Here is a 22556-nt window from a genome sequence, read left to right on the forward strand (position 1 = left end):
ATACTCCTCAGGACCGGCAGTGACCGTCCGATCACTGATGGCGTAAGCAAAACGGCTCACGGATGGGCCGGGTTCGGACCCCACTCAAGGAGGAAATTCAAATGGGTCTTCGTATCAACCAGAACATCGCTGCCCAGAACGCCTACCGCAGCCTCTCTGTCTCCGACAACCAGATGTCGAAGTCGCTCGAGAAGCTGTCGTCGGGTTTCCGGATCAACCGGGCCGCCGACGACGCCGCGGGTCTGGCGATCAGTGAGGGCCTGCGCAGCCAGGTCGGTGGCCTCAAGGTCGCCGTCCGCAACGCGCAGGACGGTGTCTCGGTGGTGCAGACCGCTGAGGGTGCGCTGAACGAGGTGCACTCGATCCTGCAGCGCATGCGTGACCTGGGCGTGCAGGCGGGTAACGACTCCAACAACGCCGAGGCGCGCGCCAACATCACGACCGAGGTCGACAGCCTCGCTGAGGAACTGACGCGCATCAGCGAGTCGACCAACTTCAACGGCACGAAGTTGCTCGACGGGTCGGCCGGCAATGCCGGTGTCATGAAGTTCCAGGTCGGCGCGGACGGTGACGCCAGCAGCCAGATCGAGGTGGATCTGAACGCTGCCAACGTCGACGACATTGCGACAGCGGTCACGGGTCTCGGTTTCGGGGATTCGGACGCCGCAATCGCGTCCATCACAGCGATCGACACGCAGATCAAGGCGGTGTCGACGGCGCGCGCCGAGCTCGGTGCGTACCAGAACCGGTTCGAGCACACGATCAACAGCCAGAACGTCGCCATCGAGAACCTGTCGGCGTCGGAGAGCCGGATTCGGGACACCGACATGGCGCAGGAGATGATGTCCTTCACCCGGTCGCAGATCCTGACCCAGGCCGGCACCTCGATGCTGTCCCAGGCGAACCAGTCCCAGCAGGGCGTGCTGTCGCTCCTGCGCTGATCGGCGCAGTGACAATACTCCAAATGGCTCAGGCCATGGCACAGGCAACCGAATAGACGGGCGGTCGGCGTCATCGCCGGCCGCCCGTCCTGTTTTCCGCCCCACCGACGGAGGGAGTGGCCGATGGCCAGCGTTGACGGACTCGTCACCGGCATGAGCACCTCGGACACCATCGCCCAGCTCATGAAGATCGAAGCGGCCCCCCAGGCGGCGCTGAAGACCAAAATCAACACCGCCAACAAGGTTGTGACCGCTTACCAGAGCATCAACAGCAGGATGTCGAGCGTCGGCACCGCCGCGAAGGCGCTGAACGACCCGAACTCCTGGGGCGCGATGAAGGCGACTTCCAGCTCCGACGCGGCAGTGGTCGCTGCCTCGCCCGGCGCAGCCGCCGGGTCGCTGACCTTCCGCGTCGACCAGCTCGCGCTGGCCGAGAAGAGGACATACGGCACATCGCTCGGGTCGATCAGCGACGCCGCCGGCTCACCGGCCATCTCGGGCACCACCTTCGACGTCACGCTGACAGGCGGAAACAGCAAGCAGCTCACGCCCAAGGACCGGTCGCTGCAGTCAGTGGTCGCCGCGATCAACGGCGAGACCGAGCTGCCATACAAGGCTTCCGCCGTGCTGGTCGCGCCGGGCCAGTACACGTTGCAACTCACCGCGAAGGAGAGCGGCACCGCCGGCGCCGATAAGGTCGCCGCGGTCGGCCTGCCGAGCGGGCTGACCTTGGGCACCGCCGACGCCACCACCGAAGGCCGCGACGCCAAGCTGACGGTGGACGGCCCGGCCGGCTCGTTCGAGGTCTCGTCGACGTCCAACACCTTCACGGACGTCGCGCCGGGCGTGACGATCACCGCCGTGAAAGCACAGGCCGTGAGCGACCCGTCGGTGACGATTGACATGACAGCTGACAGCGAGGGCATCGCCGCCAAGATCCAGGCTCTTGTCGACAACGCCAACGTGGCGCTGACGGAGATCGCCGCGCAATCCAAGGCCAAGACGGGCGACACCGCCGCTGGGACCCTCGCCGGTGACAGCGCGATGCGCAAGCTCACCCAGGAGATCCTCGGTGCGGTCTCGGCCGGAGCGGCCGGGCTGGGCGACGGCGACAAGACCGCCAGCTTCAAGGACGTCGGCATCGGGATCGACCGCTACGGCAAGCTGACCTTCGTCAAGGACGACTTCCTCAAGAAGTACGAAGCCGACCCGGAGAAGACGCAGAAGTACTTCAACCATTACGAGGACAAGACCGGCACCAGCAAGTTCGACCCCGGCTTCGACGACAGCGTGGGCCTGGCCCGCAAGCTGGAGACCTTGTCATTGCTCGCCACTGAGGGCGTCGCCGACCCCGCGAAGCCGGGATCGCCCAAGGAAGGCATCATTCAGGGCCTCATCCAGCGCCGCAACGACAACATCCGGGGCATGAACGAGCAGGTGAGCCAGTGGGACGTCCGCTTGGAGCTGCGCAAGAACAACCTGCAGAAGCAGTTCTCCAGCCTTGAGGTCGCCATGGGCAAGATGCAGCAGCAGTCCTCCTGGCTGGCGAGTCAGCTCGCCGGCCTCGGATGAGCGGAGCGAACACTTTGAGCACACCTCCACCAGCCATGCGTGCGCGTTACATCGCCGACTCCGTCGCCACCGCCTCACCGGCCAAGCTGCTCCTGATGCTCTTCGACCGGCTGGTCCTCGACCTCAACCGCGGTGAGCAGGCCCTGCTGGCCGGCGACCGGGCCGAGGCCAACAACCACCTCAAGCACGCCCAGGACATCGTCACCGAGTTGCACGTATCGCTGAACCTGGATGTCTGGGACGGCGCCGCCGGCCTGGCCGCGCTCTACACCTTCGTCGAGACCGAGCTGGTCAACGCCAACGTGAAGGGCGACGCGGCGAAGGTGAAGGGCGTCCTGGACCTCATGGAGCCGTTGCGGGACACCTGGCGGGAGGCGGCGATGGCCGTCGCGGCGGCCGAGGGGTGACCTGATGGCGGACGAGTGGCGAAGCGCGTGGATCTCGGCGCTGGACGAGCTCGAGGCTGACGTCGAGGCCGTCGAGCGGATGATCACGGAGGAGCACCGCAGCCAGGAGCTGCCGGCTGCGACGCCGTGGAGCCCGCCGGCCGGGATCGGCCCGATTCCGTTGGACCTGCGACCGCGGGCCGATTTCATCCTGACCCGGCAGCTCGAGGCCGCCCGGGCGGCAGCGCTCGCGATCACCGCCAACCGGCGGCAGACCGCCTTCGCCGCCCGGGTGGAGGTCGGCACGGCCGGCAAAGGGATTCCAACCTACATCGACTGCGCCATCTGACCCACCGGCACCAGCTCTGTCACAACCCGGGACCCCGGCAGGGGTCTCGGGTTGTTGTGTGCAACCCACCAGCAACCGTTTCGGACTCAGCGGATCGGCCGACGGGCCGAATCGGAGAGTACGAGCAACGGATTGCTCCGACCTATCGCCAGGGACAGGCACCTCCGCTTCAGAAGGGAACTGCCGTGTTCGACGACGTCGCATCGTCCTCGCTCCGCGTCGCAGTGGCCGGCCTGTCCGCCCGCCAGAACGCCATCGCCAACAACATCTCCAATATCGAGACCCCCGGCTACCAGGCTCGTAAGGTCAAGTTTGAGGAGGCGCTCAGCAGCGCCGTCGCTCACGGCCAGTCGCCCTCGACGGTCTCGCCGAGCGTGCAGAACTCGCTGGAGCCGACGCGCCTGAACGGCAACAACGTCAACCTCGATGAGGAGACGCTCTCGCACATCGACACGACGATGCGCTACCAGCTCACGCTGCGCGCCCTCGACGGCAAGTACGGACTGATCCGCGACGCGATCAAGGGGGCCTGAGCCAGATGAGCACCTTCAACGCGATCGGCACCGCCGCATCCGGCGTCACCGTCTACCGCAAGTGGCTGGACGCCGTCTCCGACAACATCGCCAACATGGACAACGTCAGCAAGACGTCCGACAAGGCCTTCCAGGCGCGCTACGTCGTCGCCCAGGAGGCCCAGGACGGCAACGGCGCGCAGGTGGGCGGCATCGCGTACGGCAGCGCGGAGGGTGTGCTGGCGTACGAGCCGGACAACCCGATGGCCGACACCGAGGGCTACGTGCGCCGGCCGGACATCGACCTCGGCAGCCAGATGGCCCAGCTGATGATGGCGCAGCGCGCGTACCAGGCGAACCTCTCGGTCGTGGACCGGGCGCGGGAGTCCTACAACGCGGCGATCCAGCTCGGGAAGGGCTGACCATGGTTTCTCCGATCAGCGCGCTCGGCGCGGTCAGCGGCCTCAGCGGCATCGGCGCGGTCTCCGGCGTCGACGGTGTCGCCGGCGCCGGCACGACCAAGGCTGTCACCGGTCCCAACACCGACTTCGCGGGCATGCTCTCCAAGGGCCTCGAGAGCGTCCAGGCCTCCCAGTCCAAGGCCTCGGACCTGGCCGTGCAGGTCGCCAACGGCACGCTGCAGGACCCCGCCCAGTACACGATGGCCTCCACCGAGGCCGCGCTGGGACTGCAGCTGACCATGGCGATCCGCAACAAGGCTGTGGAGGCCTTCCAGGAGATCATGAGGATGCAGGCCTGACATGAGCGACCGACTCCCCGCGCCCGTACGCAAGGCCGGTGACACCTTCAAGTCCTTCACCCCGGGACAGAAGGCCGTCACCATCGCCGCCGTGCTCGCTCTGCTCATCGGCGGCTACTTCTTCGCCACCTGGGCGTCCAAGCCCTCGTACTCCGCCCTGTTCAGCAACCTGTCGAGCAAGGACGCCAGCGCGATCGTCGAGTCGCTGCAGAAGACCGGCACGGCGTACGAGCTGAGCAACGGCGGCAGCACCATCCTGGTGCCCAAGGACCAGGTGTACGACCTGCGGCTGCAACTGTCCGGCGAGGGCCTGCCCGGCGAGTCGGACACCGGCTACGCGCTGCTGGACCAGCAGGGCATCACCACCAGCGACTTCATGCAGCACACGAACTACCAGCGGGCGTTGCAGGGTGAGCTGGCCAGCACGATCAAGTCGATCGACGGCGTGGAGGCGGCGACGGTCAATCTGGTGCTGCCGCAGAAGGACGTCTTCGCCGACGACCAGAACAAGACCACCGCCTCGGTGCTGGTGCAGTCCGCGGCCAACAAGCCGTTGACGGCCGAGAAGGTCCGCGCGATCGTGCACCTGGTCGCGTCGAGCGTCGAGGGTCTCGACCCGGAGCAGGTCACCGTGGCCGGCGCCGACGGCAAGATCCTGTCCACCGGCGGCGGCGCCGCGGTGGCCACCGGCGGCGACAGCGGTACGGAGTCACAGACCGTCGCCTTCCAGAACCGCCTCAACTCCTCCCTGCAGAACATGCTCGACAGCGTCGTCGGACCCGGCCACGCCGTGGTGACCACGACCGCCGAGCTCGACTACGACCAGACCGAGACGACCACCGAGCGCTACACTTCGGACCCGTCCGTCGCCGCGCTGTCGGAGAGCATCAGCCGCGAGGCGTACAACGGCAACGGCAACGGCACCGGCGGCGTGCTCGGCCCGGACAACATCCAGGTGCCCAACGGCGCGACCAGCAGCAACGGCGCCGGGCAGTACGAGAACAGCAACACCGTGCGCAACAACGCCGTCAACAAGACCACCGAGGCCCGCAAGAGCGCCCCGGGCAGCATCAAGAAGCTGAACGTGGCCGTCCTGCTGGACAGCACGACTGCCGGCGCGGTGAACTCCGCCGACGTGCAGGCGCTGGTCAGCGCCGCGGCCGGGATCGACGCCACCCGCGGCGACACCATCGCGGTCAGCGCCATGCCGTTCGACACCAGTGCCGCCACCGCCGCCAAGGACGCGCTGGCCGCGTCCGCCGCCGCCGAGCAGTCGGCCAAGCAGACCTCCCTGATCAAGACCGCGGCGATGGCCCTGGTCGTGCTGCTCCTGATCTTCCTGGCCTGGCGGGCCAGCCGGCGGGCCAAGAAGCGCAAGGCGCTGACCCCGGCTGAGCTCAAGCACCTCGAGGACATGCAGTCCGCGCTGGAGCAGCAGCGGCTGGCGCAGCTCAACGCGGCGATCCCCTCGCCCGCGATCGAGGCGGCGAACGCCGACCTGGAAGCCCTCGAGGAGCGCCAGCGCGAGATCGAGCAGATGGTCGAGGACCAGCCCGAGGAGATGGCCGCGCTGCTGCGGGGCTGGCTCGCCGCCACCCGGTAGCCATCCCGGAATGTCCACCCCCTGGTTCAAGGAGGAACCGCGTTGACCACACCCGGGCTGACCACGACGTCGATGACCGGTCTGCGCAAGGCCGCCATCCTGATGGTCCGGATGGGCAAGGAGTACTCGACCCGGGTGCTCGCCAACATGAAGGAGAACGAGGTCGAGGAGATCTCCGCGGAGATCGCCCGGCTGGGCAAGCTGGAGCCGCAGGTCGTCGGCGACGTCATCGACGAGTTCTACGCCCTGGCCACCACCAAGCACGCCGGCGCCGGCGGCATGGCCTACGCCCGTGAGCTGCTGGAGGCCTCGCTGGGCACCGAACGGGCCCAGCTGATCCTGGACCGGCTGCAGGCGTCGATGACCGACATGCCGTTCAACTTCCTCAGCCACGCCGATCCCCGGCAGCTGCTCTCCTACGTGCAGTACGAGCACCCGCAGACGATCGCGCTGGTGCTGGCCCACATCCCGTCGGCGCTGGCCAGCTCGATCCTGTCCGGGCTGGCGCCCGAGGTGCAGTCGGACGTCGCACACCGGATCGCCGTCATGGACCGCACCTCCCCGGACGTGATCCGGCAGGTGGAGGTGGCCCTGCAGCGCAAGCTCTCCACCGTGCTCCAGCCGGACGAGCTCTCCACGGTGGGCGGCCTGGATCCGCTGGTCGACATCATCAACCGGGCCGACCGCACCACCGAACGCCTCATCCTGGAGGCCCTGGAGGCGCGCAACCCGGAGATCGCCGAGGAGATCCGGCGGCGGATGTTCATGTTCGAGGACATCGTCAACCTGGACGACCGCTCGGTGCAGCTGGTACTGCGCCAGGTCGAGCCCTCCGACCTGGCCACCGCACTCAAGGGCGTGGCGGAGGAGGTCCGCAACAAGGTCACCCAGAACCTCTCCGAGCGGGGCCGGGAGAACCTGCTGGAGGAGATCGACCTGATGGGCCCGGTCAAGGTCAAGATGGTCGAGGAGGCGCAGACCAAGATCGTCGCGGTGATCCGCGCGCTGGAGGACTCCGGCCAGATCGAGATTCAGCGTGGTGGCGAGGCCGATGAGCTCATCGACTGACGACGGGCCGGTGCTGCGGGGCAGCGTCGCCGAGGCGGCCACCGCGGCCCGTTTCGGCGTGGACCTGCGCCGCGGCGTACCCCCGGACAGCGCGCCGGTCGAGCGGGCCAAGCAGCAGGCCCGGACCACCGGTTATGCCGAGGGCTGGGCGCAGGGCCAGCGGGCCGCGGCGCTCGCCGCCGAGGCGGCCGCCGAGCGGGCCCGGGCCGTGGAGCAGGCGCACGACCAGCGGCGCGCGGCCGCCCTGGCCCAGGCCGTCAACGCGCTGGGCCGGGCCGTGACCAACCTGGAGACCCAGCTGATGCCCACCCTGCACGAGTTGCAGGAGGCGGTGCTGGCGCACGCGTTCGAGCTGGCCGAGGCCATCGTCGGCCGGGCCATGGACGACCCGGAGGGCCGGGCCGCGGCCGCGCTGCGGCGGGCCATGAACGCCGCGCCCGAGCAGGGCGACATCGTGGTGAGCCTGCATCCCGACGATTTCCGCAATCTGGTCGGTACGGCAACCGACGCCGACTACAACTACGAGGGCCGGCCGGTGCATCTGCGGCCCGAACCGGCGTTGCACCCCGGCGACGCGGTGGCCGAGACCGGCACCACGACCGTCGACGCCTCCATCGCCGCCGCCGTGGCGAGAGCGCGGGCCGCGCTGAGACTGTGAGAGGCCCCTACCGGTGACCGATGTCTTCCGCAATCGCATCAACGCCGCCCTGACCGCCGCCCAGCCGCTGAGCCGCGGCAAGGTCACCGGCGCGGTCGGCCTGCGGGTGACCGTCAGCGGGCTGGAGGCCCGGGTCGGCGAACTGCTGCAGATCGGCGAGGGCGACGAGGCCGTACTGGCCGAGGTCGCGGCCATCGACGGTGAACGCCTCTCCTGCCTGCCGCTGGGCCCGATCGCGGGCATGAGCACCGGCAGCCCGGTGGTCTCCACCGGTGGCCCGCTGCGCGTCGCGGTCGGCCCGGATCTGCGCGGCCGCATCCTGGACGGCCTGGGCCGCCCGATGGACGGCGGCCCGCCGCTGAAGGGCGAGATGGTCAGCATCGAGGCCGCACCGCCTTCGGCGATGGAACGCCAGCTGGTCGACGCGCCGATGCCGCTGGGCGTACGGGTGCTCGACACGCTCGTGCCCTGCGGCCGCGGTCAGCGCATCGGCATCTTCGCCGGGTCGGGCGTGGGCAAGAGCACGCTGATGTCCATGATCACCCGGGGCACCACGGCCGAGCTGAACGTCGTGGCGCTGGTCGGCGAGCGTGGCCGGGAGGTCCGCGAGTTCATCGAGCACGACCTCGGCCCCGAGGGGCTGGCCCGTTCGGTGGTGGTGATCGCCACCTCGGACACGCCGCCGCTGGTCCGGCTGCGGGCCGGCTCGGTCGCCACCCGGATCGCCGAGTACTTCCGCGACGAGGGCGGCGACGTGCTGATGATGATGGACAGCGTGACCCGCGCGGCGATGGCCCAGCGCGAGGTCGGCCTGTCCGTCGGCGAGCCGCCGGCCACCCGCGGTTACCCGCCGTCGGTCTTCGCGATGCTCGCCTCGCTGCTGGAACGGGCCGGGCCCGGCGCCCGGGGCAGCATCACCGGCCTCTACACGGTGCTGGTCGAGGGCGACGACCACAACGAGCCGATCGCCGACGCGGCCCGCTCGATCCTGGACGGGCACATCGTGCTCGACCGCAAGCTCGCCACGGCCGGCCACTTTCCGAGCATCCAGGCGCTCGACTCGATCTCCCGGGTGGCCAACCGGATCACCACGCCGGAGCAGAAGAGCGACGCCGCGGAGCTGCGCCGGCTGATGGCCGCCCACCGCGACGTCCGCGAGCTGGTCGAGATCGGCGCGTACGTGCCGGGCACCAACCCGGACGCCGACCGGGCCACCGCGATCTGGCCGCAGATCACCGCCTTCCTGCGCCAGGGCCTGGACGAGAAGGCGAGCGCGGCCGATTCGTGGCAGGCGCTGCGGCAGCTCATCGCCGCCTCCTGACGGGTGCAGCTCGGGTGCAGGCGCTCAGCCGGTCCGGGCCCGGGCCGAACCAATGGTGAGGGAGTCGCCTCGACGCATCGGGAGGTCTCGTGAATCGCCTGTTCCGGCTCGGACCCGTCCTGCGGGCCCGCAAGGCTCAGGAGGACGCCGCCAAGGGCGCTGTCATCCAGTCCCGCCAGGAGATCCGCGACGCCCAGGCGCTGGTCAAGCGCCGTCAGCTCGACCTGGCCGGCGCGGACGCGCCGACCGAGGGCACGGCGCGGGCGATGGTCGCCTCGATGGTGGCCCGCCAGTCGATGGCCGCCACCCTCTCCGGCGCGCACCGGATGGTCGCCGACGCCGAGGACCTGGCCCGGGAGAAGCAGGCCGAGCTGGCCGACGCGGCCAAGCGGCGCCGGGCGGTGGAGTCGATGGCCGAACGGCACGCCGCGGCGGTCAAGGCCCACGACCTGCGGACCGAGCAGCTCGCCATCGACGAGATGGCCGTGACGGCCAAGGCCCGCAACGCGGCCCGGGGCATCGACGCGACCAGCGAGGAACGGGCCAACACCCTGCGCCACGGCAACGGCACCGCCGCCGACCGCGAGGACGCGGCCCGGGAGACGGCGAACTCGGTGGCCGCCCGGCGGCCCGCCGTCGACCTGGCGAACGCCCGGCAGGCGATCGACGCCGCCCGGGCCACTCTTTCGCTTGCCGCTAAGCGCGACGGCGAACCCGCCGAACTCACCGACGAGGGCAACGCCGACGACGGGAGCCACGCATGATTGGTGTGCAGGGAGTCATGTCCCGCATCTCCGAGCTCAAGTCCCAGCTCGGGATCGCCACCCCGGCCACGCCGGACGCCGCCTTCGCCAGCGCGCTCACCCAAGCCACCGGCACCACGGGCACCACCGGTGTCACCGGGCAGGCCGTGGTCGACGCCGCGAAGAAGTACCTCGGCACGCCGTACGTCTTCGGCAGCACGAACGCCGCCAAGGGGCTGGACTGCTCGGCCCTGGTGCAGAAGGCGTACAAGGACCTCGGCATCGACCTGCCGCGCACCTCGGGCGAGCAGGCCCGGGTCGGCACCAAGGTCGACAGCATGCGCGACGCGAAGCCCGGCGACATCCTGGCCTTCGACTCGCCGGTCGACCACGTCGCCATCTACCTGGGCGACAACAAGATGATCGCGGCACCCAAGCCCGGCGACCACGTCAAGATCCAGTCGGTCTACGAGACGCCCACGCACATCCGCCGGGTCGTCGGCACCGACCTCGCCGCCCGCGCCGCCACCGGCGCCGGAGCCGCGGCGGCCGTACGCCCGGCCAGCCTGCAGAACTCCACCTCGCTGGCCGGCGTCCCGTACGCGGACATGTTCCTCAAGGCGGGCGCGAAGTACGACGTGTCGCCGAAGCTGCTGGCCGCCGTGGCCAAGGTCGAGTCCGGCTACAACCCGAAGGCCGTCAGCAAGGCCGGCGCGCAGGGCCTGATGCAGCTCATGCCGGCCACCGCACGCGGCCTCGGCGTCGACAACTCGTTCGACCCCCAGCAGGCCATCAACGGTGCCGCCAAGCTGCTCTCCAGCCACCTCAAGGAGTTCAAGTCGCTGCCGCTGGCGCTGGCCGCGTACAACGCCGGCGGCGGCAGCGTGCACAAGTACGGGGGCATCCCGCCGTTCGCGGAGACCCAGGCGTACGTGCCCAAGGTCCAGAAGGCGCTGGCCGCGCTCGGCTGAGCGCCGTACTCAGAGGGGAACCGCCGCATGACGAGCTCCGTCACCGGGCCGGACCGCAAACCCACGACCGACGCCGGGCGCCGTACGGGCCCCCGAGCGGGCGAGGGCGCGGACGCCTTCGGTTCGGCGCTCTCGGCCGAGCTGGACCGGGCCCCGGCGGACCAGGCGCAGCACCGCGCGGACCGGCAGCGCCAGCACCAGGCGAGCCAGGCGGCGCAGAGCCGGACGGCTCAGCAGCGGGCGCAGGACCAGGCCGCGTTGCACCGTTCCGCGGCCGCGAACCGGGCGGCGCTGGCCCAGGCCGAGTCCCGCTCGGTCGACGCCCGGCTGCAGAACCGCGCCGCCCAGCACCGGGCCGTGCCCAACCGCGCCACCGACCAGCGTGCCGTGCCGCAGCGGATGTCGCAGGCCAGGCCGGCCGCGCAGCGCGCCGGCGCCGCGCAGCCGGAGACTCAACCCACGCCGCCTCGGGCGGACGAGCTCCGGCCGCAGGGTGAGGAGGTCGAGTTCACGGCGGGGCAGCAGACCGCGCGTCCGGAGCAGGCCGTCGCCGGGGAGACCCAGCCGGTGGCGACGAAGCCGGCTGAGACCGGGTCAGTGGAGACCAAGTCAGTGGAGACCGAGCCGGTGGAGACCGAGACCACCGAGCCTGTACCGCCGACACCCCCGGCCCTGCTGGGCCAGGCCGCGCTGCCCGCCATCGGCCCGGTGCTGACCGGGCCGGTCGCCACCGAGCCGACGGCTACGCCGGCGGTCACGGCTGCATCGGCAACAACGACAGCTGCACCCGGCACCGCCACTCCCAGCATCGCTACGTCCAGCACCGCTACGCCCAGCACTGCGGCCACCGGGCAGGCGCAGGTCGCTCCGGCAACGCCGGGGACCGACGCCGGCCTCGCGGCTGGGACAGGCGGCGCCGGCGGCGCAGCGGGGACTGGCGGCGCGGATGGAGCTGGCGGCGCTGGTGGAGCTGGCGGCGCTGGTGGGGCCGCCGGGTTCGGCGGCGCCGGTGGTGCCGGCGCGCAGGCGACCCCCGCGACGCAGGCCGCGGGCGAAGCCGCCACGCAGACCGGCTTCTCCGGTACAGCACCCACCCCGAGCAGCGCCACCCAGGCCGCGGCCCCGCAAGCACAGCCGACCGCCGCTGCCGCTCCTGCCACTCCGGCGGCAGCCGGCACCACTCAGGTCGTGGCCGAGGGCGCCGATCCGGCAGCTCCGGCACCCGCCGCAGCCACACCCGCCACCACCACAGCCGTCACTCCGGAGACCACAACTGCTCCGGTCACGGAGGCTGCGCCTCAGGCCGCCGACACTGCCATCACCGAAGCGGCCAAGGCCGACGCCCCGCCGGCCGAGGCACCTCCGCTCGGCGAACAAGGGAGCACCGGCGGCGACACCGCTGGGCAGAACCCGGACGGACAACAGCCGGGCACCGGTACGAATACCCCGCAGCCACCCACCACCACCGCCCCGGGTGCCGAACAGCCTTTCGCCGTACCCGGAAATGCCGGAGTGGCCGCAACCGCACCCGCCGCACCCACCGCCCCGGTGGCGGACGCCGCGCCGCCGGCCCCGGCCGCACCCAGCCCGCAGGCCACCCAGCTCGCCGCCCGCATCATCCCGCTGCGGCTGGACGCGGACGGTGTGCACCGGCTCACCGTCAACCTGCACCCCGCCGACCTGGGCCCGGTGCAGGTCGTCGCCGAGATCCGCAACGGCGAGATCAACGTGCAGTTGTCCAGCTCGACCGACGCGGGTCACGAGTCGCTGCGCAACGCCCTGGACGACCTGCGGCGGGAGCTCCAGCAGTCCGGCTTCGGCAACACCTCGCTGGATCTGCGTCAGGGCACCGGCCAGGACCAGGCGCGGCAGCAGTTCGCGTTCATGGGCAGCAACAACGGGACCCGCGGCGGGAACGGCGACACCGCCGAACCGGCTCCCGTACCGGCCGAACCCGGTCCCCCGGGCACCAATGGCAACAGCCGGCTCGACATCCGGGCCTGAGCCGGAAACAGGGGCTAAGTGAATCGGCGAACCCGCCGAAACTGAGGGCGAGGGCCACCGACTCGAACTCTGGAGGACTTGTTCATGACGTCACCGATCGGCGGAAACGTCAGCAAGGAATTCGACGCCAAGAACGTCACCGCGACGTCGATGTACACGAACAAGACCGGCAAGGACGCCGGCAGCAGCAAGTCGGTGGCTGACCAGGACACGTTCCTGAAGCTGCTGGTGGCGCAGCTGAAGTACCAGGACCCCAGCAACCCGGCCGACTCGACGCAGTTCCTCGCCCAGACGGCGCAGTTCACCCAGGTCGAGAAGCTCGGCCAGATCGCCGAGATGATGCAGGCCCAGCAGTTGATCGGCGCCAGCGCGCTGGTCGGCCGCACGGTCACGTATCAGGACGGCAACGGCATGACCCAGACGGGCGTCGTCACCAAGACGAAGCTCAACGGAGACAGCGAACCGACGCTCGTGGTCGGGAACACGGATGTGCAGCTGTCCAAGGTCACGGAAGTCCAGCAAACCGCAACCGGACCAGCGACAACCACCGATCCCGCTACCCCGAAGGACACCTGACCTATGCTGCGTTCTCTCTTCTCCGGCATCAGCGGCCTGCGCGCGCACCAGCAGATGATGGACGTCACCGGCAACAACATCGCCAACGTCAACACCACCGGTTACAAGTCGAGCCAGACCGTCTTCCAGGACACGCTCTCGCAGATGGTCAACGCGGCCGGCGCCCCGCAGAACGGCTCCGGTGGCACGAACCCCGCCCAGGTCGGCCTGGGTGTGCGGACGGCCAGCGTGAACGCCAACTTCAGCCAGGGCGCCGCGCAGACCACCGGCAAGTCCGGCGACATGATGATCCAGGGTGACGGCTTCTTCATCACCAAGAGCGGCGGCGAGACGGTCTACACCCGGGCCGGCTCGTTCACCTTCGACGCCAACGGCTCGCTGACCACGCCCAACGGCCAGATCGTGCAGGGCTGGAGTGCGGACGACGACGGCGTGGTCAACCCGGCCGGCGCGCCGGGCGACATCAAGCTGCCCATCGGCATCAGCCTGGAGCCGACCCAGACGGAATCGTTCACGCTGACCGGCAACCTCTCCTACGAGGCCACGGGCGTCAGCAGCGCCAAGACGATTCCCATCCCGACCATCGACGCTCAGGGCCGTTCGGGAACCCTGGACGTCGTGCTCACCCGGGGCGCGGACGACGCCGACGGCTACCCGGTCTGGGAGATGACGATGCCGGGTCTGGTCCCGGCTCCGGTCCCGGCGACGCAGCCGATCTCCTTCCCGGGCGGCAAGGCCCGCGGCGAGCTGGACGTGGACGGCAAGGACACCGGAAAGATCACCATGGGTGGCTACGAGATCGACATCCACGACCTGACCACGTACGCCGGCAACACCGAGGCCCGGGTGAGCGCGTCGGACGGTTCCGCCGCCGGCATCCTGAGCTCCTACACGGTGTCGAACACCGGCCAGATCGTCGGTGTCTTCTCCAACGGCCTCAAGCAGACGCTGGGTCAGCTCGCGCTGGCCAACTTCAACAACGTCAACGGCCTGGAGAAGATCGGCGACTCGATGTTCCGCAGCACGGTGAACTCGGGCCTGGCCCAGGTCGGCTCGGCCGGGTCGGCGGGCCTCGGCCTGATCACCAGCGGCGCGCTGGAGATGTCGAACGTCGACCTGGCCCAGGAGTTCACCAACCTGGTCATCGCCCAGCGCGGCTTCCAGGCCAACAGCCGGATCATCACCACCTCCGACGAGATCCTGCAGGAGCTCGTCAACCTCAAACGGTGAATCGGATGCATGGTCCGGCTTAGGCGGGGGCTGAGCAGAAGCACCGGCTCAGGCCGGGGTCTGAGAAGAAAGACCGGCTTAGGCCGGGGCCGGGTACGTCTGCCGGCCCCGGCTTCGCTCTTTCCGGGGCGGCTCGCACCCGGAAAGTGACCAGGTCGCCCTCATCGGCAACCGGCACCACGCCGAAGTGATTAAGGACGGGCCATGGACGGCCCACCAGCCAATGAGACGCCCCAAGGACGGATGTCGTGATTCTCGTAACCCGCCTCAACGGAGCCGTGTTCGCCCTCAACCCCGACCTGGTCGAGCGTGCCGACTGCACGCCCGACACGGTCATCACGCTGGTGGACGGCACCAAGTACGTCATCGCCGAATCGGTGCCCGAGTTCATCGACTCGGTGCGCCACTACCGCGCCTCGCTGATCGCCCAGGCGAGTCGCATCGAGTCCGAGCCGGCCCTGCTGGCCGAGCCCGCGCCCGCTGACCACGACGACGAGACCGCTGCGACGAACGTGCTGCAGCTGCACCGGAAGGACCGCTGATGGACCTCGCCACCATCCTTGGTGTAGTCATCGCACTGGCCATCGTCTTCACCGTGCAGATCCTGGAGGGCGGCAGCCCGGCCTCCATCATCCTGATCCCGTCCATGCTGCTGGTCTTCGGCGGCGCGTTCTGCGCCGGCATGGCCGGTGGCGTGCTCAAGGACGCCCTCGGCGCCGGCAAGCTGCTGCAGAAGGCCTTCCTGGCCAAGGTGACGCCGCCGAACAAGCTCGTCGACGACATCGTCAAACTGGCCGAGCGGGCCCGCCGCGAGGGCCTGCTGGCCCTCGAGGACGCGGTCAAGACGGTCGAGCACCCGTTCCTCAAGCGTGGCCTGCAACTGGCCATCGACGGTACGGACCCCGAGGAGCTGCACGACATCCTGCACGCCGAGGTCGGCGCCAAGAAGAAGGCCGACAAGGCCGGCATGAAGATCTTCGAGAACATGGGTGGCTACGCCCCGACCGTCGGCATCATCGGCACGGTCATGGGCCTGGTGCACGTGCTCGAGAACCTCGACAAGCCGGAGACGCTCGGTCACTCCATCGCCGCGGCGTTCGTCGCGACGCTCTGGGGCGTGCTGTCCGCCAACCTGATCTTCCTGCCCGTCGCGGCCCGCCTGACCCGGCTCTCCGGCATCGAGGCCGAGGAGATGGAGCTGGTCATCGACGGTGTGCTCGCGATCCAGGCGGGCTCCAACCCGCGCCTGGTCGCGCAGAAGCTGCGCAGCCTGCTGCCGCCGGACGCCGCCAAGGCGGCCGAGGCCGCGTCCACCAAGAAGGCGGCCTAGGCATGACCGACTGCACCGAGCCACGCCGGGAAGGCGTGCGCCGCGACAGTGACGGCGAGGGCCACGAGGGCATGCGAAAGGTGGGCACAGGATGAGCTCGGGCGGCGGGGGGCGCAGGAAGAAAGGCGGACACGAGGAGCACGAGGAGCACGTCAACCACGAGCGCTGGCTCGTGTCGTACGCCGACATGCTCACGCTGCTGTTCGTCCTGTTCGTGGTGCTGTTCAGCATGAGCAACGTCGACAAGAAGAAATTCGCCGAGCTGGCGGCCGGCCTCTCCGAGGGCTTCGGTGCCTCCAGCGTCGCGATGACCGGCAACGTCTCGAACCTGGAGGGCGCCGGGCAGAGCACCAACGTCGTCCCGATCGACCCGGGCACCAACCCGGGCGACGGCGGCAGCGGCACGGAGGGCATGACCAAGGAGCAGAAGGACGCGGTGCAGCGGGCCCTGCTCGCCGCGAGCCGCAAGGAGGCCTCGGCCAACGCGAAGGCGGCCACCAAGGAGGCCGAGAACCTCAAGGAGATCGAGCGGAAGATCGCCGACGCGCTGGAGGCGGCCAAGCTGCTCAACCAGGTCAAGTTCACCATCAACGAGCGCGGCCTGGTGGTCACCGTGGTCACCAACGAGGTGGTCTTCGCCGGTAACCGGGCCGAGCTGCGGGCCGGCGGGCGCAAGATCCTCGACGCCATCGCGCCCACGCTGGCCAAGCTGCCGAACAACATCGAGGTCGACGGCAACACCAACCAGCTCAAGGCGACCACCACGTACTACCCCAGCGGCTGGGAGCTGTCCGCGGCGCGGGCGTCCACCACCGTCCGGTACCTGATCGGGCACGGCCTGCCCAAAGACCGGATGAGCGCGGTGGGCTTCTCCGACACCAAGCCGCTGATCGACCCCAAGGACCCGCGGGCGGTCACCATGAACCGCCGGGTGGACGTCGTCGTGCTCACCCAGCTCAACGCCGAGCAGGCCGCGCTGCTGCCGGCGGCAGCGGGCGACGACGCGAAGCTGCACACCGGAACTACCACCAAGCAGGCCGCCGCGGAGGCTAAAGCAACCGCCGGTACGACCGAATCAACCACCGAGTCCACCACCCCGCACGACTGACCACGACAGGAGGAGTTCCGATGAGCAAGGACGACAAGGACGCTACGGCGGAAGCGCCGAAGAAGAAGTCCAAGAAGATGCTGATGATCATTATCCTCGCCGTGGTGCTGCTCGGCGGAGGCGGCGCCGGTGGCTGGTTCTTCCTCAAGGGCGACGCGGCCGAGGCCGCCGAGCCGGAGCCGGTGAAGGGCGCGGTCGTGGCGATCGAGGACACGATGACGATCAACCTGGCCGACGCGCACTACCTCAAGCTCGGCTTCGCCCTGCAGATGACCGAGGAAGCCGGCGAGGAGGAGGTCGACCTCGCGGAGGCCCGGGACCTGGCGATCGACAAGTACACCGGCATGGAGCTGGCCGAGCTCGAGACCGAGAAGGGCCGGCTCAAGGCCAAGGAAGAGCTGCTCGAGAAGATCGAGAAGGCGTACAACCACGACGACAAGCACCTGGTGATGGGCATCTACTTCACCTCCTTCGTCACCCAGTGACCCCCGCGATGGGCAGGTCCGCTCCCGGCGGACCTGCCCATTTCGCGTAGCCGGGGACAAAGCACGCCCGGCGGCTCAGCGGTTCCGCAACCCGGCCGATCAGGACGACGTGACCACGTCTCCGACCCGACCCCCCGGCAAGATGGCCCGGCGCGGCAACGCCGGCCCCACCACGTACGACTTCCGCAAGCCGATCAAGCTTTCCCGCGAGCACATCCGCACGCTGCAGATCGCCTTCGAGACGTACGCGCGCAGCTGCGGAACGCTGTTCACCACCCGGCTGCGCGTGGTCAGCAGCGTGTCGCTGGTCTCCATCGAGCAGCTGAACTACGACGAGTACATCTCCTCGCTGGCCAACCCCACCGTGATCGCGGTCGTCTCCATCGAACCCCTGTCCGGCACGGTGCTGCTGGAGCTCGCCTCCTCGGCCGCGATGACCGCTATCGACCATATGCTCGGTGGCCCCGGCGGAGCCCAGCCGGAGCGGCCGCTGACCGAGGTCGAGATGCCCCTGCTGCGCGGGCTGATGGAACGGATGCTGGGCGAGCTGCGGTACGGCTTCGAGCAGCTGGTCGACATCTCCCCCAAGCTCAAGGAGATCGAGTACAACGCCCAGTTCCTGCGGGCGCACCAGCCGGGCGACGCCGTGGTGATCGCCTCGTTCGAGGTCAAGATCGGCACCGAGGAGTGCGTGGCCAGCATCTGCCTGCCGTTCAGCACCATCCTGCCGGTGCTGGAGAAGCAGGAGACGATCGAGCTCACCGCGGCCGAGCGGATGGTACGCGACACCTCGCTGCGCAACATCACAGCCGGACTTTCCGCGGCGCCGATTGACGTAGCTGTCCGATTCCAGCCCATCCGCATGCGTACCGATGACATTGTGGATCTACGACCCGGTGATGTCGTGCCGCTGGCCCACCCGACCAGCGTGCCGCTCGAGGTCACCGTCAACGAGACCGTTTTTGCACACGCAGTGCCCGGTAACCAGGGTGCCCGGCTGGCCTGCCTCGTCGTGCCGTCGCCCAAGGAGGAGCGCCGATGACCGCGCCCACGATCACCGATCCCCAGCTCGCGCTGGTCCGCAGCGCGGCCGAGGCAGCCCTGGCCGTGCTGCCGACGAGCCGGGAGCTCATGGTCGGCGCGCCGGTGAGCGCGAGCGGCGACATGCTGACCACCGGGCAGGCCGTCACCGCCAAGTTCAGCGGGGCGGCGACCGGCGAGGTCGTCGTCGTGGTCGGTCAGGACCTGGCCGACGCGCTGAAGGAGAGCCCGCTCGGCGAGCTGGACCTGACCGCGGCCATCCGGCCGGCGCTGGAGGCCGCGGCCCGCGCGTTCGGTCCGGTGGTGCTCGACCCGGGCCAGCTCATGGACTCGGGCGTGGCGCTGAGCGCGATCGCCGCCAAGAACGACGCCGTCGCCGTGCCGCTGCTGGACGGTGGCGACATCCGGGCGGTCATCGCCATGACGCTGACGCCGTGGCCGTCCGACGGGGCGCCCGGTGGCGTGGCCCGCCGGGGCGAGGGTGGTGCCGCGCCCATGCGCGGCGGGCTGGACATGCTGCACGACGTCGAGATGGAGGTCTCGGCCGAGCTGGGCCGCACCCGGATGAGCGTGCGGGAACTGCTCTCGCTGATCCCGGGCGCGATCGTGGAGCTGGACCGGGCCGCCGGCAGCCCGGCCGACCTGCTGGTCAACGGCCGGTTGATCGCCCGCGGCGAGGTCGTCGTCATCGACGAGAACTTCGGCATCCGGATCACCGAGATCGTCGCTCCCGGCAGCGAACGGGAGTAACCCTTGTTCGAGCTCGTGCTGCGGATCGGCTTCTCGCTGCTGGTCGTCTTCGGCCTGATGTGGGGACTGGCCAGGGTGGCGCGGCGCGGGGGCGTGGGCCGGCGCGGATCCGGCAACCTGTCGGTGCTCAACCGGCAGTCGCTGAGCCGCGGCTCGTCGGTGGCGGTCGTCCAGGTCGCCGACCGGGCGCTCATCCTCGGCGTCACCGACACCCAGGTCAGCCTGCTGGGCGAGACCGCCCTGGACGCGTTCGGGCCCGAGCCGCACGTCCGGCCCGAACCGGTGGCCGAGGCCGACGGCGTGCTCCCGGCGGTGCATCCGACCGTGCTGCCGCATCACGGCGGCAAGCTGGACGGCTCGCTGCTGTCCCCGCGGACGTGGAGCTCGACCCTGGATTTCCTGCGCGACCGGACGACGAGGCGCTGACATGTGGCGTCGTACCCTGCTGATCCTGCTCTTCGCGCTCGGCGCGCTGGTGCCGGCCGCCGCGGCGCAGGCCGCGCCGCCGCAGCCCACGCCCGCGCCCGCCGCCGTCACGGTCGGCTACGAGCTGCCGCGCGCGCCGGGCCCGACGGCCCCGGTCGCGCCCACGGTGACCCCGAGCGGCGGCAGCATCAACTTCAACATCAACGGTACGAATCCCGACGGCAGCAAGCCGGCCTCCTCGCTGGTGATCGTGCTGGGCCTGACGCTGCTCTCGGTCGCCCCGGCGGTGCTGCTGCTGTGCACCTGCTTCACCAAGGTGTTCATGGTCCTCGGGATCACCCGTAACGCGCTGGGGCTGACCAGCCTGCCGCCCAACCAGGTGCTCGCCGGGCTGGCCCTGTTCATCAGTCTGTTCATCATGAGCCCGGTGGTGTCGCAGGTGAACGAGGTGGGCGTGCAGCCCTATCTGGCCGGCGACAAGACCCAGTCGCAGGCGTTCGCCGACGGGGTGCAGCCGCTGCGCGAGTTCATGCTCAAAAGCACCCGCGAGGACGAGCTGGCCCTGCTGGTCAAGGTGTCCGGGCAGGAGAAGCCCGCGACCCCGGCCGACGTGGAGCTCACCACGCTGATTCCGGCGTTCGTGCTGTCCGAGCTGCGCGCGGCCTTCATCATCGGCTTCGTCATCTTCATCCCGTTTCTCATCATCGACATGGTCGTCTCCGCGTCGCTGATGTCGCTGGGCATGATGATGCTGCCCCCGGTGACCGTGGCGATGCCGTTCAAGCTGCTGCTCTTCGTGCTGGTGAACGGCTGGGGGCTGATCATCACGGCACTGGTGGGGTCGTACCAATGAACTGGAACCTGCCGATCGCCGAGCTGGTCGCCGTCATGCTGGGTGCGGCCCGGGCCGGCGCGTGGCTGATGCTGTGCCCGCCGTTCAACTCCCGGCTCATCCCCGCGCAGGTCAAGGTGCTGCTCTCGATCGGGCTGGCGCTGCCGATGGCGCCGTACCTGACCGCCTCGGTGCCCTCCATCCAGACCACGGCGATCATCGCCAGCTCGGTGCTGCAGGTCTTCGTGGGCGCGGCGCTGGGCTTCATCACGTACCTCTTCTTCGCCGCGGTGCAGGCGGCCGGTGACCTGCTGGACGTGTTCGGCGGCTTCACCCTCGCGTCCGCGTACGACCCGTTGTCGCAGAACCAGAGCTCGGTCTTCGGGCGCTTCTACAACCTGGTGGCGGCGACGCTGTTGTTCGCCAGCGACGGCCACCAGCTGGTGCTGCGCGGGTTCCTGCAGTCGTACAAGACGCTGCCGCTGGACGCCAGTTTCTCGCTGGAGACGCTGAGCCGGCTGCTCACCACCGGGATCGGGGAGATGGTGGTGGCCGCGGTGCAGATCGCCGGTCCGCTGATCGCTGTGCTGTTCCTCACCGACGTCGCGTTCGGCCTGCTGAACCGGGTGGCGCCGGCGCTGAACGCGTTCCAGCTCGGCTTCCCGGCGAAGATCTTCCTGCTGCTGACCCTGTCCGGGACCGCCATCGCGGTCCTGCCGCGGGCCCTCGACAGCCTGATCGACAAGGCTGTCATCGCGGTCGTCCGGTTGAGCGGGGGGTGACCCGTGAGCGGCGAGAAGACCGAACAGCCCACTCCCCAGAAACTCAAGAAGGCCAGGGCGGAAGGCCAGATCGGGCGCAGCCCGGACATCGGCGCCTGGGTCGGCATGCTGGCCGCCAGCATCGTGCTGCCGCGCACGCTGAGCTCGACGATGGAGCACTCGCGGGAGCTGATGGCCAAGATCCCGGACGTCATCGCGGACCCCGATCCGCAGGTGGCGATGGGCATCCTCAAGGACGGCCTGATGAGCGCCGCCTGGGCCGTGCTGCCGCTGGCGCTGACGATGATGGCGGTGGGCATCGCGGCGGCCGGCGCCCAGGGCGGCATCCGGGTCGCCACCAAGCTGTTCATCCCGAAGTTCAACCGGCTCAACCCGCTGCCCGGCATCAAGAAGATGTTCGGCACGCAGTCGCTCTGGGAGGGCACCAAGGCCCTGGTCAAGACCGGAGTGCTGGGCGGCGTGCTGTACCTGACGATGAAGGACATCGTGCCGCTGCTGATGACCGCGGGTCAGTTGCAGATCGGCTCGCTGCTCGGCGTCATCAACGACGCCGTGCTGTCGCTGATCCGGGCGGCGGCGGTGGCCGGCATCGTGATGGCCGCCGCCGACTACTTCGTGGTGCGCAAGCGCACCAACAAGCAGCTGCGGATGAGCAAGGAGGAGGTCAAGCAGGAGCACAAGAACACCGAGGGCGACCCGCACGTCAAGGGCCAGATCAGGGCCAAACAGATGGCCATGGCCCGCAACCGGCAGATGGCCGACGTACCCACCGCCGACGTGGTGCTGGTCAACCCGACCCACGTCGCCGTCGCCCTGCGTTATGAACCGGAGCGCGGCGCCCCGCGGGTGATCGCCAAGGGCCAGGGCAACACCGCCCAGAAGATCCGCGAGCTCGCCACCGAGCACCGCATCCCGATGGTGCAGGACGTACCGCTGGCCCGGGCGCTGGAGCAGAGCGTGGAGGTGGGCATGGAGATCCCGGCCGAGTTCTACGCCACGGTGGCCAAGGTGCTGGCGTTCGTGATGAGCCTGAAGGCCAAGGGATCGGCGGCCGGGGTCCATCGCAACCCGAACCCGACCCCGGCGGCCGCATAGGACCATAGCCACA

Annotated in this window: 26 protein-coding genes; all 26 read left to right on the forward strand. The window is 69.7% G+C overall.

Annotation, left to right across the window (positions count from 1 at the left end; translation table 11 throughout):
* Nucleotides 1-101 precede the first annotated feature (101 nt).
* Nucleotides 102-941: a flagellin N-terminal helical domain-containing protein gene (locus ACZ6S4_RS23795; protein ID WP_465477012.1), complete on the forward strand. Its 840-nt coding sequence runs from the start codon at nt 102-104 to the stop codon at nt 939-941.
* A 123-nt stretch (nt 942-1064) separates the two neighbouring features.
* Nucleotides 1065-2513, forward strand: coding sequence for a flagellar filament capping protein FliD (fliD, locus tag ACZ6S4_RS23800; protein ID WP_465477013.1), 1449 nt, complete (start codon nt 1065-1067; stop codon nt 2511-2513).
* 35 nt (nt 2514-2548) lie between these two features.
* Nucleotides 2549-2920, forward strand: coding sequence for a flagellar export chaperone FliS (gene fliS / locus ACZ6S4_RS23805; RefSeq protein WP_465477014.1), 372 nt, complete (start codon nt 2549-2551; stop codon nt 2918-2920).
* A 4-nt stretch (nt 2921-2924) separates the two neighbouring features.
* Nucleotides 2925-3248 (forward strand): hypothetical protein, encoded by a 324-nt coding sequence (locus ACZ6S4_RS23810; protein WP_465477015.1) that lies wholly within the window; start codon nt 2925-2927, stop codon nt 3246-3248.
* A gap of 185 nt (nt 3249-3433) precedes the next feature.
* On the forward strand, nt 3434-3781 hold the full coding sequence (flgB, locus tag ACZ6S4_RS23815) for a flagellar basal body rod protein FlgB (protein WP_360545731.1): 348 nt from the start codon (nt 3434-3436) through the stop codon (nt 3779-3781).
* A 5-nt stretch (nt 3782-3786) separates the two neighbouring features.
* Entirely contained in the window at nt 3787-4182 is a 396-nt protein-coding gene (locus tag ACZ6S4_RS23820; protein WP_451913459.1) for a flagellar basal body rod protein FlgC, read from the forward strand.
* A gap of 2 nt (nt 4183-4184) precedes the next feature.
* Nucleotides 4185-4520, forward strand: coding sequence for a flagellar hook-basal body complex protein FliE (fliE, locus tag ACZ6S4_RS23825; RefSeq protein ID WP_465477016.1), 336 nt, complete (start codon nt 4185-4187; stop codon nt 4518-4520).
* Nucleotide 4521: 1 nt separating this feature from the next.
* Nucleotides 4522-6123: a flagellar basal-body MS-ring/collar protein FliF gene (gene fliF, locus ACZ6S4_RS23830; RefSeq protein ID WP_465477017.1), complete on the forward strand. Its 1602-nt coding sequence runs from the start codon at nt 4522-4524 to the stop codon at nt 6121-6123.
* Between the two features lie 42 nt (nt 6124-6165).
* Nucleotides 6166-7191 carry a flagellar motor switch protein FliG gene (gene fliG, locus ACZ6S4_RS23835; protein ID WP_360545739.1) on the forward strand — a complete coding sequence of 342 codons (1026 nt, stop codon included), beginning with the start codon at nt 6166-6168 and terminating at the stop codon, nt 7189-7191.
* A complete protein-coding gene (locus ACZ6S4_RS23840; RefSeq protein WP_465477018.1) occupies nt 7175-7849 on the forward strand; it encodes a FliH/SctL family protein in 675 nt (224 codons plus the stop codon). The genes fliG and ACZ6S4_RS23840 overlap by 17 nt, the downstream gene beginning before the upstream one ends.
* 13 nt (nt 7850-7862) lie before the next feature.
* Nucleotides 7863-9170: a FliI/YscN family ATPase gene (locus ACZ6S4_RS23845; protein ID WP_465477019.1), complete on the forward strand. Its 1308-nt coding sequence runs from the start codon at nt 7863-7865 to the stop codon at nt 9168-9170.
* Nucleotides 9171-9259: 89 nt separating this feature from the next.
* Complete coding sequence (locus ACZ6S4_RS23850; RefSeq protein WP_465477020.1) at nt 9260-9934, forward strand: flagellar export protein FliJ; 675 nt, start codon at nt 9260-9262, stop codon at nt 9932-9934.
* Nucleotides 9931-10884 carry a transglycosylase SLT domain-containing protein gene (locus ACZ6S4_RS23855; RefSeq protein ID WP_465477021.1) on the forward strand — a complete coding sequence of 318 codons (954 nt, stop codon included), beginning with the start codon at nt 9931-9933 and terminating at the stop codon, nt 10882-10884. The genes ACZ6S4_RS23850 and ACZ6S4_RS23855 overlap by 4 nt, the downstream gene beginning before the upstream one ends.
* Nucleotides 10885-10911: 27 nt before the next feature.
* Nucleotides 10912-12888, forward strand: a complete 1977-nt coding sequence (locus ACZ6S4_RS23860) for a flagellar hook-length control protein FliK (RefSeq protein WP_465477022.1) — start codon at nt 10912-10914, stop codon at nt 12886-12888.
* Nucleotides 12889-12972: 84 nt separating this feature from the next.
* Nucleotides 12973-13464: a flagellar hook assembly protein FlgD gene (locus tag ACZ6S4_RS23865; protein WP_465477023.1), complete on the forward strand. Its 492-nt coding sequence runs from the start codon at nt 12973-12975 to the stop codon at nt 13462-13464.
* A gap of 3 nt (nt 13465-13467) precedes the next feature.
* Nucleotides 13468-14694, forward strand: coding sequence for a flagellar hook protein FlgE (locus ACZ6S4_RS23870; protein WP_465477024.1), 1227 nt, complete (start codon nt 13468-13470; stop codon nt 14692-14694).
* Nucleotides 14695-14942: 248 nt separating this feature from the next.
* Nucleotides 14943-15236 carry a flagellar FlbD family protein gene (locus ACZ6S4_RS23875; RefSeq protein ID WP_451913470.1) on the forward strand — a complete coding sequence of 98 codons (294 nt, stop codon included), beginning with the start codon at nt 14943-14945 and terminating at the stop codon, nt 15234-15236.
* Complete coding sequence (locus ACZ6S4_RS23880) at nt 15236-16024, forward strand: flagellar motor protein (RefSeq protein ID WP_360545757.1); 789 nt, start codon at nt 15236-15238, stop codon at nt 16022-16024. The genes ACZ6S4_RS23875 and ACZ6S4_RS23880 overlap by 1 nt, the downstream gene beginning before the upstream one ends.
* Nucleotides 16025-16115: 91 nt before the next feature.
* Complete coding sequence (locus ACZ6S4_RS23885; protein WP_465477025.1) at nt 16116-17132, forward strand: flagellar motor protein MotB; 1017 nt, start codon at nt 16116-16118, stop codon at nt 17130-17132.
* 20 nt (nt 17133-17152) lie between these two features.
* Nucleotides 17153-17617: a flagellar basal body-associated FliL family protein gene (locus ACZ6S4_RS23890; RefSeq protein WP_465477026.1), complete on the forward strand. Its 465-nt coding sequence runs from the start codon at nt 17153-17155 to the stop codon at nt 17615-17617.
* Between the two features lie 109 nt (nt 17618-17726).
* Nucleotides 17727-18659, forward strand: coding sequence for a flagellar motor switch protein FliM (locus ACZ6S4_RS23895; RefSeq protein ID WP_465477027.1), 933 nt, complete (start codon nt 17727-17729; stop codon nt 18657-18659).
* Complete coding sequence (fliN, locus tag ACZ6S4_RS23900; protein WP_465477028.1) at nt 18656-19408, forward strand: flagellar motor switch protein FliN; 753 nt, start codon at nt 18656-18658, stop codon at nt 19406-19408. The genes ACZ6S4_RS23895 and fliN overlap by 4 nt, the downstream gene beginning before the upstream one ends.
* A gap of 3 nt (nt 19409-19411) precedes the next feature.
* Nucleotides 19412-19834 (forward strand): flagellar biosynthetic protein FliO, encoded by a 423-nt coding sequence (gene fliO / locus ACZ6S4_RS23905; protein WP_465477029.1) that lies wholly within the window; start codon nt 19412-19414, stop codon nt 19832-19834.
* Between the two features lies 1 nt (nt 19835).
* Nucleotides 19836-20687, forward strand: a complete 852-nt coding sequence (gene fliP / locus ACZ6S4_RS23910) for a flagellar type III secretion system pore protein FliP (RefSeq protein WP_465477030.1) — start codon at nt 19836-19838, stop codon at nt 20685-20687.
* Entirely contained in the window at nt 20684-21448 is a 765-nt protein-coding gene (locus ACZ6S4_RS23915; RefSeq protein WP_465477031.1) for a flagellar biosynthetic protein FliR, read from the forward strand. The genes fliP and ACZ6S4_RS23915 overlap by 4 nt, the downstream gene beginning before the upstream one ends.
* A gap of 3 nt (nt 21449-21451) precedes the next feature.
* Complete coding sequence (locus tag ACZ6S4_RS23920; RefSeq protein WP_465477032.1) at nt 21452-22543, forward strand: EscU/YscU/HrcU family type III secretion system export apparatus switch protein; 1092 nt, start codon at nt 21452-21454, stop codon at nt 22541-22543.
* Nucleotides 22544-22556: the final 13 nt, after the last annotated feature.

Source organism: Actinoplanes sp. NPDC051405, assembly GCF_055586185.1.